Raw genomic sequence first — 15,078 nt, forward strand, 5'->3', positions numbered from 1 at the left:
ATCCCCCAATGGATCTCGAACTTCCCGAACTCCCTTTCCCTCTTCGTACCTATGGGCCCGATGGGCACTGGTCCTATGAGGACGGGGTGCTCACCGGGTGGGCCGGTGCCCGGCAGGACCGGTTCGTGCCGCCCACGGACGAGGGGCTGGACCCCGTCACGGACGCGCCCAGGCTGCTGGGGGCGCCGGAGGGCGACTTCCAGTTGATCGCCCGCGTCACCGTCGGCTTCGCCGCCGGGTTCGACGCGGGCGTGCTGTACGTGCACGTCGGGGAGCGGGCCTGGGCGAAGCTGTGCCTGGAGTACTCGCCGGACGTTCCCACCGTCTGCACGGTGGTCACCCGTGGACACTCCGATGACGCCAACTCCTTCACCGTGGAGGGGAGTTCCGTGTGGCTGCGGGTCAGCCGCACGGGTCGGGCGTTCGCCTTCCACGCCTCCCGCGACGGCAAGCACTGGACGTTCGTCCGGCTGTTCACGCTCGCCGGGGAGCGGGAGAGCGGGGCCGCCCTGGTCGGGTTCATGACGCAGTCGCCGATGGGGGAGGGCTGCGTGGTGACGTACGACGGCATGGAGTTCCGCCCGAACTGGCCCGAGGATCTGAGAAACGGCAGCTGAGGGCCGGGGCGGGGGCGGCCCGGGCCCGGCGCCCGGCGTCACCCCGGGCCGGAACCGCCGCGACCTCGCGCTCGTCCTCCTCCGCATGATCAAGGACCCTGCGGAACGAGTGACCGGAGCGCGTGTGATCAGGACCGCGCTCCCCGCCGAACTCCATGACATCGTCGCGCTGCACGCCCGAGCCCGCGCGACGTACTACCCGGACGGCGTCCCCGACGACGGCACGGACTGGCTCGCCGGCTGGCGGCGGGCCGTCGAGCGACCGGACGGCCGTGTGCTCTGTGCGGTGGAGCACGGCCGGATCACCGGCATCGCCTCCTTCCGCACGGCGGAGGACGGCCCCGCCGACACGGTGTACCTCGCCCAGCTCCATGTGGACCCCGACCAGTGGCGCCGCGGCACCGGCCGGGCCCTGCACGCGGCCTGCGTGGAGGAGTGGCGGGCCGACGGCAGGCGCACGGCCACGCTCACCGTCCACGTCGACAACCACCGGGCGCGGGCCTTCTACGCCCGCCTCGGCTGGACACCGGACCCGGAGCACCCGCCGGCCCCGGACGACCACCATCTGCTCCTCACCTATGCGGTCACCGGGGGCGAGCCGGAGCGGGGCCGGACGTGAGGGTGAGCCGGAGCGGGGGCGGGCGGGGGCGAGGCGTGGGAATGAGATGGGCTGCTTGAACGTTCATCCATCGCAGAAGCGGAGCGCGCCTCCGTCCACCCGTACCCGTACGACCGAAGAGAGCTGACACATGCGCGTCGAGATCTGGAGCGACATCGCCTGCCCCTGGTGCTACGTGGGCAAGGCCCGCTTCGAGAAGGCGCTCGCGGCCTTTCCCCACCGCGACGACGTCGAGGTGGTGCACCGCTCCTTCGAGCTCGACCCCGGCCGCGCCAAGGACGACATCCAGCCGGTCCTCACCATGCTGAGCAAGAAGTACGGGATGAGCGAGGCGCAGGCCCAGGCCGGCGAGCACAACCTCCGCGCGCAGGCCGGCGCCGAGGGCCTCGACTACCGGGCGGAGGGCCGCGACCACGGCAGCACCTTCGACATGCACCGGCTGCTGCACCTGGCCAAGGAGCACGGCCGGCAGAGCGAGCTGCTCCAGCTCATGTACCGGGCGAACTTCGCCGAGGAGCGGTCCGTGTACGCCGACGCGGACGAGTTCCTGATCGAGCTGGCCGTCGAGGCCGGGCTCGACGAGGGCGTTGCCCGTCAGGTGCTGGCCGACCCCGCCGCGTACGCGGACGCCGTCCGCGAGGACGAGCGGGAGGCGGCCGAGCTGGGCGCGAACGGAGTGCCGTTCTTCGTGCTGGACCGCAAGTACGGGGTGTCCGGCGCGCAGCCCGCCGAGGTGTTCGAGCGGGCGCTCACGCAGGCGTGGGGCGAGCGGTCGCCGCTCCAGGTGATCCAGGAGGACACCGCGGAGGCGTGCGGGCCCGACGGGTGCGCGGTGCCGCAGGCTCGGTGACCGGGGTGCGGTAGCGCCGTGGGGGTGCGGTGATCTGCGGTCCGCGGCCGCGCGGGTGGTTGCTCGCGCAGTTCCCCGTGCCCCTTTGGGGGCGCTGAGGTGCTGGTCGGCCTGCATGTATAAGCGGTGCTATGGGGAACCGCGTAAAACCTCTCAATGGACGGGGAGGTCCTCGGGCCCCACAGTGGTGGCATGGAGACCTTCGAGAGCCTCGTCCGTGCCGAGTTCGCGCCGAAGAACACCTATCTGAACACCGCGAGCAGCGGGCTGCTGCCCGCCCGGACGGTGGCCGCGCTGGGGCGGGCCGCGCTGCTGCGGGCCGAGGGCCGGCCGCTGGACCCGCTGTTCGAGGACGTGGAGGCCGCGCGGGCCGCGTTCGCCCGGCTGGCCGGGGTGCCGGCCGGGCGGGTGGCGGCCGGGACGTCGGTCGCCGCGCACACCGGGGTGGTCGCCGCGTCGCTGCCGCCCGGCGCCGAGGTGCTGACCGCCGAGGACGACTTCACCTCCGTCCTCAACCCGTTCCACGTCCGGGGCGACCTCAAGGTGCGGGCCGTGCCGCTGGAGCGGCTCGCGGAGTCCGTCCGCCCCGGCACCGCGCTCGTCGCGGTCAGTGCCGCCCAGTCCGCCGACGGCCGGATCGCCGACCTGCCCGCGCTGCGCGAGGCGGCGCGGGAGCACGGGGCGCGGACCTGCGTCGACTTCTCCCAGGCCGCCGGATGGCTGCCGATGGAGGCCGACGCGTACGACTTCACCGTCTGCACGACCTTCAAGTGGCTGCTCGGCCCGCACGGCGCGGCCTTCCTCGTCGTGCCCGAGGACTTCGGCGGACTGACCCCGGTGCTGGCCGGCTGGGTCGCGGGGGAGAACCCCTGGGACAGCTGCTACGGCCCCGTCACCGAACTCGCCCGCTCCGCCCGCCGCTTCGACCTGACCCCGGCCCTGTTCACGTACGCCGGGCTGCGCCACTCCCTCGGGCTGATCGAGGAACTCGGCGTGGCCGCCGTCCACGCCCACGACCTCGCCCTCGCGGACCGGTTCCGCGCGGGGCTCGCCACCCTCGGCCACCAGCCCGTGCCCGCGCCCGGCTCGGCGATCGTCTCCGTGCCCGGACTGGGCGTGCGTCAGTCCGAGTTGAGCGCGGCCGGCATCCAGGTCTCCGATCGCGCGGGCAACCTGCGCGTCGCCTTCCACCTCTACAACACGGCGGCGGACGTCGACCGGGTCCTGGACGCCCTGTCTTCCTGAACCACTGGCGCGAGCCCGGCCGGGACGCTAGGAAGGGCATCAGGGATGGTGGTGCCGGTGGAGCCGACGCTCGAACAGCCGTCCATCGATGTGGAGTTGCATCGGCGGCTGGTGTACGGGGACGAGTCCGCGCTGCGTGAGGCCTACGCGGCGTACGGGGCACTCGTGCGCCGGGTGGCCGTGCGGGTCACCCACAGTCAGGCGGCGGCCGAGGACGTGGCCCAGGAGGTCTTCGCCCAGCTGTGGACCAGCCCGTACGGCTTCGATGCGCGGCGCGGCTCCCTGCGCACCTGGCTGTCGATGCTCGCCCACCGGCGGGCCGTGGACTGGGTGCGCAGAGAGGCCCGGCACCGCAAGCACACCCACGCGGACGACTCGGAGCTGCACGCCATCCCCGACGCCGGACCCGGCCCGCACGAGGCGGTCGTCGACCGCGAGCGCTCCCTGCTGCTGCACACCGCCCTCGCCGAACTCCCGCGCACCCAGCGGGAGGTGGTCCACCTCGCCTACTTCGCGGGCCGCACCTACCGCCAGGCCGCCGTGGAGCTGGGCATCCCCGAGGGCACCGCGAAGACCCGGCTCCGCTCGGCCCTGCGCAAACTGGCGGAGTCCCTCGCGGATCCACCGGACCCGGCAGCGGCGAGGGGCGCGTGATGGCGGCCCCTCACCGCAGCGCCGGGGCCGTGCGGGCTCTGCGTATCGTGGCAGCGGCACGGCGAAAGGGCGGCGCGCGATGACCAACGACCACGACGGCGTACGGGAGCTGCTGGCCGCCTGGGCGGTCGGCGCGCTGCCACCCGCCGACGCCAGGGCCGTACCGCTCCACCTCGCCGACTGCGAGACCTGCGCGGCCGAGGCCGAACGACTCCGGGCGACCGTACGGTTGCTGGACGGCACCCCCGGCCCGGACGCGCGGGCGAGCGGCGCCCCCGGTGACGCGCGCGACGGGGCCACGGGGGGCGATCAGGGGCGCGATGGTGCGGACGGGGTGCTCGCGTCGGCGCTGCGCTCGCGCCGGCCCCGTACGCCGGGTGTCGCCCCGCACGCGGCGCCGTACGCCGCCGCCGTCGCCGGACTGCGGGCGCTGGTCCGGGAGCTGCCGGGCCGCTGGGGCACCCCGGTGGTGCACGACTGGGACGCGCACGCCACGGTCGCCCACCTCGTCGCCGCCGACGAACATCTGGCCGTGGCGCTCGGGGTCGGCGCCCGGCTGCCGGCCTCCCGCATCCCGGCCGGGACGCCCGCCGCGCACGCGTGGGAGCTGCGCACCGCCGACGCCATCGCCCACGAGCACGCCCGTACACCCGAGGAGACCGTCGCCACCTGGGCCGCGCAGGCCGCCGACCTCCTGGCGACCCCCGAGGCCCTTGACCCCGCTCTCGCCGCCCGCGCGGCGACGGTCATGGGCCTCAGACTCCCTGTCGCCGATCACTTCGTCATACGCGCCTTCGAGGCGTGGATCCACGCCGACGACATCGGCCGGGCGCTCGGCATCGCCGTACCGCCGCCGCCCGACGAGCACCTGGAACAGCTGGTCCGGCTCGCCGTCCGCATCCTCGGCCTGGCCCTGCACGACGCGCCGCCCGTCCTCGTCGAGGTCACCGGGACCGGCCCCGGCACCGGCTGGGTCCTCGGCTCGGACGCCGAGCCCGTGGCCGCCGAACTGACCCTGGACCCGGTCGACTTCTGTCTGCTCGTGGGCGGCCGCTACGCCCCGGACGAGGTGCCGAGAGGTCTCGCGGGCGACGAGCGCGCCGCACGGAACGTCCTGGCCACGGCGGCGTCACTGGCCTGGCTGTAGCGGCCCCCGAGGGGCGGCACACACGGCGGACCGGGCGGTCCCTCAGGGCAGGGACCGCCCGGTCCGGTCATCGTGACGGCGAGGCCGGGATCACCGCACGGGGGTGAAGTCCCGCGCGCCGATGAACTCAGGCCGCCGTACGGGAGCCGCGAACGGCTCGACCGCCGCGTTCTCCACGCTGTTGAAGACGATGAAGACGTTGCTGCGCGGGAACGGCGTGATGTTGTCGCCGGAGCCGTGCATGCAGTTGCAGTCGAACCAGGTCGCCGAACCGGCCTTACCGGTGAACAGCTTGATGCCGTACTCGGAGGCCATCGCCGTCAGCGCCTCGTCCGACGGGGTGCCCGCGTCCTGCATCTGGAGCGACTTCTTGTAGTTGTCCTTCGGGGTGGCGCCCGCGCAGCCGAGGAACGTCCGGTGCGACCCCGGCATGATCATCAGGCCGCCGTTGGTGTCGTGGTTCTCGGTCAGCGCGATCGAGACGGACACCGTCCGCATGTTCGGCAGCCCGTCCTCGGCGTGCCAGGTCTCGAAGTCGGAGTGCCAGTAGAACCCGGACGCGCCGAAGCCCGGCTTCACATTGATCCGCGACTGGTGCACATACACGTCGGAGCCGAGGATCTGCCGGGCACGGCCGACGACCCGCTCGTCCCGCACGAGCTGTGCGAACACCTCGCTGATGCGGTGCACCTCGAAGACGGACCGGATCTCCTTCGACTTCGGCTCGATGATCGAGCGTTCGTCGGCGCGGACCGCGGGATCGGTGACGAGCCGCTCCAGCTCCCGGTGGTACACGGCGACCTCGTCCGGCGTGATGAGCTCCTCGACGGCGAGGAAGCCGTCCCGCTCGTACGTCTGCAGGTCGGTGAGGGAGATCGGGCCGGGGGTGCCGGGGGCGCCCCAGACGACCGGGTCCTGGCGCGGGACCGACACCTCGGTGGCGCCGCGGCTGGGGTACGGATCGGGCACGCCGGTGGTGGTGTTCATCGTGGTGCTCGTGGTCATGATGTCAGCCCTCCTCCGTCAGCAGGGGATAGACGCCGTTCTCGTCGTGGTCCTCCCGTCCGGTCACGGGCGGGTTGAACACACAGATGCAGCGGAAGTCCTCCTTGATCCGCATCGTGTGCCGCTCGTGGCCGTCGAGGAGGTACATGGTCCCGGGCGTGATCGTGTACGTCCGCCCGGTCTCGTTGTCGGTCAGTTCGGCCTCGCCCTCGACGCACACCACGGCCTCGATGTGGTTCGCGTACCACATCGACGTCTCCGTGCCCGCGTAGAGGATCGTCTCGTGCAGGGAGAAGCCGACCTTCTCCTTGGCGAGGACGATGCGTTTGCTCTCCCACGTGCCGGACGCCGCTTTGACGTGCCGGTCGGTGCCTTCCAGATCCTTGAAAGAACGGACGATCACGGTGGTTCCATGCCTCCTTGCGGGTTTTCCTCAGATGGTGGTCAGACGGTTTCCCGCACGGCGCGGGCGACGACGCGCAGGCCCTCGTCCAGCTCGTCCGGGGTGATGGTGAGGGCGGGCAGCAGCTTCACGACCTCGCTCTCCGGACCGGACGTCTCGATCAGCAGCCCGAGTTCGAAGGCCCGCTTGGCGACCCGGCCCGCACGGGCCTTCTCGTGGAACTCCAGGCCCCACACCAGCCCTCGGCCCCGGTACTCCTTCACATCGGCGAGGTTCTCCTCGGTGATGGAGATCAGTGCCTGCTCGACCTGCTCACCGCGCGCACGGGTCTGCTTCTCCATGGCGGAGCCGTCCGACCAGTACGTCTCCAGGGCGGCGGTCGCGGTGACGAAGGCGGGGTTGTTGCCGCGGAAGGTGCCGTTGTGCTCGCCCGGCTCCCAGATGTCCAGCTCGGGCTTGAACAGGCACAGCGACATCGGCAGCCCGTAGCCGCTGATGGACTTGGAGACGGTGACGATGTCGGGGGTGATGCCCGCCTCCTCGAACGAGAAGAACGCCCCCGTACGGCCGCAGCCCATCTGGATGTCGTCGACGATCAGCAGCATGTCCTGCCGCTCGCACAGCTCGGCGAGGGCGCGCAGCCACTCCGGGCGGGCGACGTTGATGCCGCCCTCGCCCTGGACCGTCTCCACGATCACGGCGGCGGGCTTGTTCAGCCCGGACCCCTGGTCCTCCAGGATCCGCTCGAACCACAGGAAGTCGGGGATCTGGCCCTCGAAGTAGTTGTCGAACGGCATCGGCGTCCCGTGCACCAGCGGGATGCCCGCGCCGGCCCGCTTGAAGGCGTTGCCGGTCACGGCGAGGGAGCCCAGGGACATGCCGTGGAAGGCGTTGGTGAACGACACGATGGCCTCGCGGCCCTTGACCTTCCGCGCCAGTTTCAGCGCGGACTCCACGGCGTTGGTGCCGGTCGGGCCCGGGAACATGACCTTGTACGGCAGGTCGCGGGGCCGCAGCACCAGGTTCTGGAAGGACTCCAGGAACGCCCGCTTGGCGCCCGTCGACATGTCGAGGCCGTGCGTGACGCCGTCCCGCTCCAGGTAGTCGATCAGAGCCCGTTTGAGCACCGGGTTGTTGTGGCCGTAGTTGAGCGAACCGGCTCCGGCGAAGAAGTCCAGGTAGCTGTGGCCGTCCTCGTCGCGCATCCGGCTGCCCTGCGCGGTGTCGAACACGGTGGGCCAGCCGCGGCAGTAGCTGCGCACCTCGGACTCCAGGGTCTCGAAGACGCTCAGGTCGGGCTGGGTGATGGTCACGGCGAATCGCTCCTCGGTGCGTGGGGGGTGCGGGTGTGCGGGAGTGGGGGAGAGGGCAGAGGGGGTGGCCCGGCGGGGGCCGGTGGTGCTCAGGGGCACAGCGGTGCTCAGGGGGACAGCGGGCCGATGCGGTGCAGCACCTCGGGCTCGTGCGGACCGTCGGGGAAGTCCCCCGCCTCGAACAGGACCGTGCGCTCGACGCTCGCGCCGTGGCGTTCGGCGAACGCGGCGAACAGCCGCTCCGAGGCGGTGTTGCCCGGGGTGATGGTGGTCTCGACGGCGGTCAGCGCGTGCTGTCGCGCGACCCGTGCGACGAGTCCGTCCAGCAGCGCCCCGGCGAGCCCGCGCCCGCGGTGCGCCTCGTCGACGGCTACCTGCCACACGAGCAGGGTGTCCGGCCGCTCCGGCCGCACGTACCCGGTCACGAAGCCGACCGGTTCCCCCGTCTCGTCACGGGCCACCGCCGAGGTGTCCGCGAAGTCCCGGCACCACAGCAGATAGCTGTACGAGGAGTTCAGGTCGAGGGTTTTGGAGTCCCCGGCGATACGCCACAGCGCGCTGCCGTCCGCCACGTCCGGGCGGTCGATCCGAATCCCCTCGGCGATTTCCGGTTGTGATTCCAGGTGTGCGATGTGCAGGTCTGCTTGTGCGGCAGTCATACGGCTTGAATTTACCCAGCGGAATTTCGAATTGCATCGCCGCTAGGGGTTACGAATGAGCGCGCCCTGTGTTATCACGCGGGCGCGAGCGGGCGCGCAAGCAGGTGGTTGACCTGTGCGGTTTTGCCCGGAAATACCCCTGCAAAAGGGGCGCACTGTGGAGTCCGTCACATGCGCGTAACCCTCACGGAACCTGCCCGGATCGCGCCCCTTGTTGTTCGCGAAACCTTTGCGTTTAGGGAAGGTTGAAGCGGGCAGAAGAATACGGGGTCTTACCCATGGAATTGTAGGACCCTTTCTGTTGGAAAAGCGACCCTCTTTTCCGTCGATTCGCCGGTGCCGGCCACTTCCCCGGCCCAGGACACCGCCCCGCGCGGGCAGTTCTCCCCCGAGTTCTCCACCGATACCGCTGCGCTGCCCCGGAGCGGGTAATACGGTTCTGGCGAGGTCGGCGGCGGGGGAGGGGACGAGGATGCCGGAGCAGCCGTGGGCGGCACTGACCGCGGCCGGGGGAACAGCGGTCGTACGGGCCGCGGGCGGGAGCACGGGCGCGCACGCGGACTCCTGGGCCGGGCTGCGGCGGGCCGTCGCCGCGTGGTTCGCCCGCGGTGACGCCGAACGGGAACGGGCCGAGCTGGACCGCCTGGACAGGACCGCCGCCGCCCTGACGTCGGCGTCCGCTCCCGACGACGGCACTCGCATCCGCCAGGAGGCCGCCTGGCAGACCCGCTTCGAGGAACGGCTGGAGCACCTGGGCCCTGCGGAGCGCGTCCGGGCCGCCGAGGAACTGCGCGTGCTGCTCGCCGGGATCTCGGCCACCGGCCGGGGTTCTGCAGTGGCCTCGGCGATCGCCCCCGCCACGTCCGCGGTCCCTGCCCCCGCGGCGCCCTCGGCCCCCGGCTCCGTCGCGTCGTCGGTCACTGCCGCTGCCGGGTCCTCGGCCCCCGGCTCCGCCGTGTCGTCGGTCACTGCCGCCGCCGGGTCCCCGGCCCCCGGCCCCGCCGCGTCCTCGACCCTCGGCCCCGCCGTGGCCTCGGCCGTCGCCCCCGCCAGGCCCCCGGCCTCCGGCCCCGCCGCGCCGTCGGCCCCCGGCCCCGCCGCGGGCTCCGACCGGCCGGTGGGGCGCGGCGGTGCCGGGGACCCGTACGCCGGCGTGTTGGTGCCCCGGCTGCCCGCCGAGCCCGCCCATGTCCTCGCCGCCACCGGAGGCATCGCGACGCAGTACGCGAGGGGAGACCTCGCCCCCCACGCCGCCGCCGACCCGACCGCCGTCGCCGCCCTCGGCGCCTGGCAGCCGGTCCGCGACACCGACCCCCTCGGGCTGGGCGTCCACCGGGCCCGCGTCGGCGGCGCGGACGCCTCGACGCTGCCGCCTTACGTCCGCCGCGACATCGACGAACAGGTGCGGGACCGGCTGAGGAAGGCGGCCGCCTCGGGCGGGCTGGTGCTGCTCACCGGCGACTCGACCGCGGGCAAGAGCCGCACCGCCCTCGAAGCGGCACGGGCCGTCCTGCCGGGACATCTGCTCCTCGCCCCGCCCTGGGGCGCCGACCTCCGTGTGTTACGGCCGCCCGCGGGCGGCCCCGCCTACGACCGGCACGTGCTCTGGCTCGACGACCTGGAGCACTACCTCGGTCCCGGCGGCCTCGAACCGTCCCTGCTGTCGGCGTTGACCGACGCCGGGCTCGTGGTGCTGGCGACCCTGCGGGACGAGCGCTACGACACCCTGCGCGACGCGGCCGACGGCGCCGACGGCGAGGGCGGCGCCGGCCGTATGGCCGCCGAGCGGGGACTGCGCGTCCTCAACATGGTGGAACCGGTCGTCGTCCGGCGGCTGTGGAGCGACACCGAACTCGACCGGGTGGCCGAGGTCGACGACAGCCGCCTCGTTGAGGCCCACGCCCGGCACGGCATTCATGGGATCGCCGAGTACCTGGCGGCCGGACCGGAACTCCTCGGCGAATGGCGCCGGGCCGAGCGCGCCACCACCAGGGGCGGCCATCCACGGGGCGCGGCGCTCGTCGCGGCAGCCGCGGACCTCGCCCGCATCGGCCTCATCGGCGACCTGCCGGAGACCCTGCTGCGTGAGGTGCACGAGCGCTACCTCGCCGCGCTAGGCGGCCCCGCCCTGCGCCCCGAGTCCTACGCCGACGCCATCGCCTGGGCCACCCGCATCCGCTACGGCGTCGCCAGCCTGCTGATGGAGGGCGAGGAGGAGAACACCAAACGGCCCTTCGACTACCTCGTCGACTCCGTGGCCCGCGACCCCGACGCGCCGGACGTCCCGGAAGCGGTGTGGCGAACGGCCCTCAGGCAGGCGGACGACCGTACGCGCCCGCTGATCGCGCAGACGGCGTCCCTCAGTGGACGGTGGGCGCTCGCAGAGGAAGCGTGGCGTCCGCTTGCGGAGGCGGGGACCGAGCAAGCGATCGTCAACTATGCGTCGGCGCAACTGTTCCAGATGAAGGATCTGGCGCGAATCGAAGCGTTGCTGCGCCCTGTGGCCGAGGCTGGAGATCCCGTCGCGCAGCTCAACCTCGGTGTGGTCCTGCTGCTTCGAGGCGAAGCCGACGAGGCCGCGGTGTGGTGGCTGGCGTCTGCCGATGCGGGGCTGCCAGCGGCCGCCTACAACCTTTTCCGGCATCTCGGCGCTCTGGGAGACGAAGAGCAGGCGGAGACATGGTTGCGACGAGCTGCGGAAGGCGGTTACGTCCATGCCTTCAGTACCCTCGCGGCGCTCCTGCATCAGCGTGGTGACAGCAGGGAGGCGGAGCCTTGGTGGCGGAGAGCTGCCATGGCGGGCGACACGGAAGCGATGTACGTCTTCGGCCACCTGTTGCGCCTGCGCGATGACGACCAAGCCGAACTGTGGCTGTGCCGCGCCGCCGAGCGTGGCCACGATCGAGCCGCAGAGATCATGGGCAACGCCGCCGAGGAGCGTGGTGACCTCGCCGACGCCGAGAAGTGGTGGCGGATGGCCGCGGAAGCCGGCAACGCGGAGGCTGCCAACGAACTCGGCGTTCTCCTCAGCCGACGAGGTGACCGGGCCGATGGTGCCGTCTGGTACGCCAAGGGGGCCGAGGCCGGTCACACAGTCGCGATGTTCAACCTCGGTGCGTGGTTGGCTGACCAGGGTGACCTTGATGAGGCTAAGAAATGGCACCGACGTGCCGGTGAAGCCGGGTACCTCAGTTCTCTCAATAATCTCGGCGCCCTGCACCGAGCGGATGGGGACCTCCACCTCGCCGAGGAGATGTTTCGCCGGGCCGCGGCCGGTGGAGACATCAAAGCCCGCCTCAATCTGATCGGCCTCCTGATCGAGGACGGCCGCTCCCCGGAAGCCCGGACGCTCCTCCTCGAACTACTGGACGACCCCGACAACACCGAGGAGATCTACGCGTACGCCGCGGTGGTCCGACAGGCAGGCATGACGCACGTGGTGCGCACCCTCCTGCGCTGGATGGCTGACGCTGGCCGCACCGACGCCGCCCACAACCTTGGCACGCAGTACTTCATCGACGGGAACCTCGACGAAGCGGCACGCTGGTGGCGCGTCTCCGCCCCCGCATTCCCCGTCTCCGCCTACAACCTCAGCCGTCTGCTTTCCGATCAAGGTGAGACCGAAGAGGCCGCCTCTTGGCTGCGCCACGCTGCCGACGCAGGGTATCCCCGGGCTGCCCTGAAAGTCGCCGACCAACTCGTCGACTTCGCACGGCCAGATCTCGGGGTGGAGAGGCTCCTCCCCTTGGCAGGAGAACGGCCCGAAGCTGCTTTCCTGTTGGGCCTACTGTTCCTCACCGGCCTGAGTGATCACCAGGAGGGCGAGCACTGGTGGCATCGGGCCGCGCAGGAGGCGGACGCGAACACCGCGTTCGACTTCGCCGGCTACCTGGCCGAACGGGGCGGCGAACCCGTGCACGTCGAGTTCTGGTGCCGCAAGTCCGCCGAGGCCGGGCACCCCCGCGGGGCGCTCAACCTCGGCGCCATGCTCGCCAACCGGGGCCAGGTGGAGGAGGCGGAAGCCTGGCTGGCCACGGCGGTGGCGAGGGGACTCGACGACGCGGCCGAACCCCTCGCTCAAGTACGGGAGTACCTCACCCGCCAGGAGACCTCCTGAGGGCCGCCGTGCCCGGAATCTCCGTATCGGCCCCCGCAGTGGGCCCTGGGTCCTCCGTCTCGGCCTACCCCACCCCGGGCCCTGGGTCCTCCCTGTCGGCCCCCGCCATGGGCCCTGGGCCCTGGGCCCTCCATCTCGGCCAGCCCCACTCCAGGCCCTGGATCCTCCATCTCGGCCGGCCCCACCCCAGGCCCCGAATCCTCCGCGTCCGTCACCCCGCCACGCCCACGTCGGCCTACTCCCCCCAAGCCCCCTCGGCAGCCCTCAGCCCCGCCTCCAGGTCCACCCCCACCCCGAACTCCGCCAGCGCCGCCCCCAGCCCCGCGAGGCTGGAGTGGACGGCATCCGGCGTCGCGTCGGGGCCGTAGTGGTTGACGCGGACCATCTCGTGGGCGAGGGCGCCGCCGCCCGCGGCCAGCGGCAGCGCCGGGTCCGCGGTGAGGGCCTTGGCGACGAGTGCGGACGCGTCGACACCGCCCGGCACCCGGAGGGTCGTCGCGACGGGGGCCGCCTCGCGGGCCTCGCGCACATACGGCTCCAGACCGCCGCCCAGCGCGAGCGCCCCCGCCCGGGTGGCCGCGGCGGCCGAGGCATGGCGGGCCATCACCGTGTCGAGGCCCGCCGACTCGATGCGCTCCAGGCACGCCTCCAGCGCGAGCATCTCCAACTGGGCCGGGGCGTGCAGCAGGGCGCGGCGGCCGCCGTCGATCCAGCGCTCCTTCCAGTCGAGGAGCGACAGATAGGAGCGGCGCGGGGCGTGCGGGTTCGCGGCCATCCGGGCCCACGCCCGCTCGCTCACCGAGATCGCGGAGACGCCGGCCGGACCGCCCATCGCCTTCTGCGCCCCGATGACGCACAGGTCGACACCCCACGCGTCCGGGAGCACCGGTTCGGCGCCGACGGAGGCCACCGCGTCCAGGTAGAAGAGCGCGCCGTGCTCACGGACGACCTCGCCGATCGCGGGGACGGGGTTCGTATTGCCGGTCGCCGCCTCCGCGTGCACCAGGGAGACGAAGTCGATGGCCGGGTGCTCGGCGAAGGCGTCCCGGATCTGCTCGGCGGTGACCGCCGTGTGGAAGGGCACGGCCAGGTCGACGACGGTCGCCCCGCAGCCGCGGAGCCAGTCGCCGAAGGTCTGCCCGTAGGGGCCGGTGATCACGTTCAGGGCGGTCGTCCCGGGCCCGGCGGCCCCGCGGATCGCCCCCTCCAGCGGCAGCAGCGCCTCGCCCTGGGTGATCACCACGTCCTGCTCCGTGGAGAGCAGCCGGGCCACCCGGTCCTCGATCGACGCGAAGCGCTCCGCGGTCAACGGGGCCAGATCCAGAAACGGGTGCGTCACAGGGTGCTCTCTTCGCTCACTGGGGTAGATGGTGTCCAGGGTGGGCCGACACGGGTCGACGTACGTCGAGCGTAATCGGCGCGTCCGGCAGCACCGCCCGACGATCCCCGCCCCCGGAATCCGACTGCATCTCCCGCCCCGTACCGATGACTTCTGAGGCCGAACGGCCCAGTGACCATCGGATTGGTTTGAGCAAGTCAAACATCTCCTTATAATCGGATGCCTACGTTCCCCACAGGAGGTCTCCCCGTGAACTCGGTCCTCGCACGCCGGACCCGCATCCTGGCCGCCACCACCGCCGCGGCCGGACTGCTGCTCGTGGCCGGTTGCACCTCGACCGACGACGGCGGCAGCGGCGGCACCAAGACGGCCGCCGGCGGGGTCGAGCTGGTCAAGGCGGGCCAGCTGACGACCTGCACCCACCTCCCGTACCCGCCGTTCCAGTCGGAGATCGACGGCAAGGTGCAGGGCTTCGACGTCGCGCTGATCGACCTCGTCGCCAAGGACCTGGGCGTGAAGCAGGACATCCTCGACACCCCGTTCGAGAACTTCAAGACGGGCGCCTTCCTGAACTCCGGGGAGTGCGACCTCGCCGCCGCCGGTATGACGATCACCGACGAGCGCAAGAAGAACGTCGACTTCTCCGACCCGTACTTCGACGCCACCCAGGCCGTCCTCGCCGACAAGGACGCCGGGATCAGCTCCTTCGCGGACCTCAAGGGCAAGAAGGTCGGCGCCCAGGCGCAGACCACCGGTGAGGACTACGCCAAGAGCCAGGGCCTCGACCCGGTCTCCTTCGAGTCCTCCGACGCCGTCCTCAACGGACTGCGCTCCGGCCAGGTCGACGCCGTCGTCATCGACTACCCGGTCGTCCAGGGCTGGCTGAAGGACAAGCCCAACGCCGACGCCTTCGAGGTCGCGGACAACATCAACACCGGTGAGCAGTACGGCTTCACGGTCAAGAAGGGCAACACCAAGCTCCTCGCCGCCATCAACAAGGCGCTTGCCGAGGCCAAGTCCGACGGGACGTACCGCGAGCTGTACGAGAAGTGGATCGGGCCGTACGACGAGAGCGCCGCCTCCGCCTCCCCGTCCGCGTCCGCCTCCTGA

General features: G+C 72.0%; 13 protein-coding genes. 8 read left to right on the forward strand and 5 right to left on the reverse strand.

Features of this window, described 5'->3' with window-relative positions; translation table 11 throughout:
- Nucleotides 1–8 precede the first annotated feature (8 nt).
- The 6 genes from M8J73_RS22345 to M8J73_RS22370 all read left to right on the forward strand — a co-directional run bounded on the left by M8J73_RS22345 (nt 9) and on the right by M8J73_RS22370 (nt 5,132).
- Nucleotides 9–617 carry a DUF1349 domain-containing protein gene (locus M8J73_RS22345; protein ID WP_055540105.1) on the forward strand — a complete coding sequence of 203 codons (609 nt, stop codon included), beginning with the start codon at nt 9–11 and terminating at the stop codon, nt 615–617.
- 85 nt (nt 618–702) lie between these two features.
- Nucleotides 703–1,236, forward strand: coding sequence for a GNAT family N-acetyltransferase (locus M8J73_RS22350; protein ID WP_206187913.1), 534 nt, complete (start codon nt 703–705; stop codon nt 1,234–1,236).
- A gap of 130 nt (nt 1,237–1,366) precedes the next feature.
- Nucleotides 1,367–2,086, forward strand: a complete 720-nt coding sequence (locus M8J73_RS22355; RefSeq protein ID WP_249828973.1) for a DsbA family oxidoreductase — start codon at nt 1,367–1,369, stop codon at nt 2,084–2,086.
- A gap of 192 nt (nt 2,087–2,278) precedes the next feature.
- Complete coding sequence (locus M8J73_RS22360) at nt 2,279–3,331, forward strand: aminotransferase class V-fold PLP-dependent enzyme (protein WP_055538737.1); 1,053 nt, start codon at nt 2,279–2,281, stop codon at nt 3,329–3,331.
- A gap of 45 nt (nt 3,332–3,376) precedes the next feature.
- On the forward strand, nt 3,377–3,985 hold the full coding sequence (locus tag M8J73_RS22365) for an RNA polymerase sigma factor (protein WP_055538736.1): 609 nt from the start codon (nt 3,377–3,379) through the stop codon (nt 3,983–3,985).
- Nucleotides 3,986–4,064: 79 nt separating this feature from the next.
- Nucleotides 4,065–5,132 carry a maleylpyruvate isomerase family mycothiol-dependent enzyme gene (locus tag M8J73_RS22370; protein WP_055538735.1) on the forward strand — a complete coding sequence of 356 codons (1,068 nt, stop codon included), beginning with the start codon at nt 4,065–4,067 and terminating at the stop codon, nt 5,130–5,132.
- 90 nt (nt 5,133–5,222) lie between these two features.
- On the opposite strand, the gene thpD is transcribed toward M8J73_RS22370, so the two are convergent.
- The 4 genes from thpD to ectA all read right to left on the reverse strand — a co-directional run bounded on the left by thpD (nt 5,223) and on the right by ectA (nt 8,512).
- Nucleotides 5,223–6,119 (reverse strand): ectoine hydroxylase, encoded by an 897-nt coding sequence (thpD, locus tag M8J73_RS22375; RefSeq protein WP_055538739.1) that lies wholly within the window; start codon nt 6,117–6,119, stop codon nt 5,223–5,225.
- Between the two features lie 22 nt (nt 6,120–6,141).
- Nucleotides 6,142–6,540: an ectoine synthase gene (locus M8J73_RS22380; protein ID WP_055538734.1), complete on the reverse strand. Its 399-nt coding sequence runs from the start codon at nt 6,538–6,540 to the stop codon at nt 6,142–6,144.
- 41 nt (nt 6,541–6,581) lie between these two features.
- Entirely contained in the window at nt 6,582–7,853 is a 1,272-nt protein-coding gene (gene ectB, locus M8J73_RS22385; RefSeq protein WP_055538738.1) for a diaminobutyrate--2-oxoglutarate transaminase, read from the reverse strand.
- A gap of 107 nt (nt 7,854–7,960) precedes the next feature.
- On the reverse strand, nt 7,961–8,512 hold the full coding sequence (gene ectA / locus M8J73_RS22390; protein ID WP_206188042.1) for a diaminobutyrate acetyltransferase: 552 nt from the start codon (nt 8,510–8,512) through the stop codon (nt 7,961–7,963).
- Nucleotides 8,513–8,984: 472 nt separating this feature from the next.
- On the opposite strand from ectA, the gene M8J73_RS22395 reads away from it, so the two are divergent.
- On the forward strand, nt 8,985–12,629 hold the full coding sequence (locus M8J73_RS22395; RefSeq protein ID WP_249828974.1) for a tetratricopeptide repeat protein: 3,645 nt from the start codon (nt 8,985–8,987) through the stop codon (nt 12,627–12,629).
- A gap of 235 nt (nt 12,630–12,864) precedes the next feature.
- Here the strand turns inward: M8J73_RS22395 and M8J73_RS22400 are convergent, their stop codons facing one another.
- On the reverse strand, nt 12,865–13,968 hold the full coding sequence (locus M8J73_RS22400; protein ID WP_249828975.1) for a pyridoxal-phosphate-dependent aminotransferase family protein: 1,104 nt from the start codon (nt 13,966–13,968) through the stop codon (nt 12,865–12,867).
- Nucleotides 13,969–14,217: 249 nt separating this feature from the next.
- Here M8J73_RS22400 and M8J73_RS22405 point away from each other — a divergent pair, with 249 nt between their 5' ends.
- Nucleotides 14,218–15,078: a basic amino acid ABC transporter substrate-binding protein gene (locus M8J73_RS22405; RefSeq protein WP_055541973.1), complete on the forward strand. Its 861-nt coding sequence runs from the start codon at nt 14,218–14,220 to the stop codon at nt 15,076–15,078.

The sequence above is a fragment of the Streptomyces neyagawaensis genome (assembly GCF_023516595.1).
GTDB classification, from domain to species: domain Bacteria; phylum Actinomycetota; class Actinomycetes; order Streptomycetales; family Streptomycetaceae; genus Streptomyces; species Streptomyces neyagawaensis.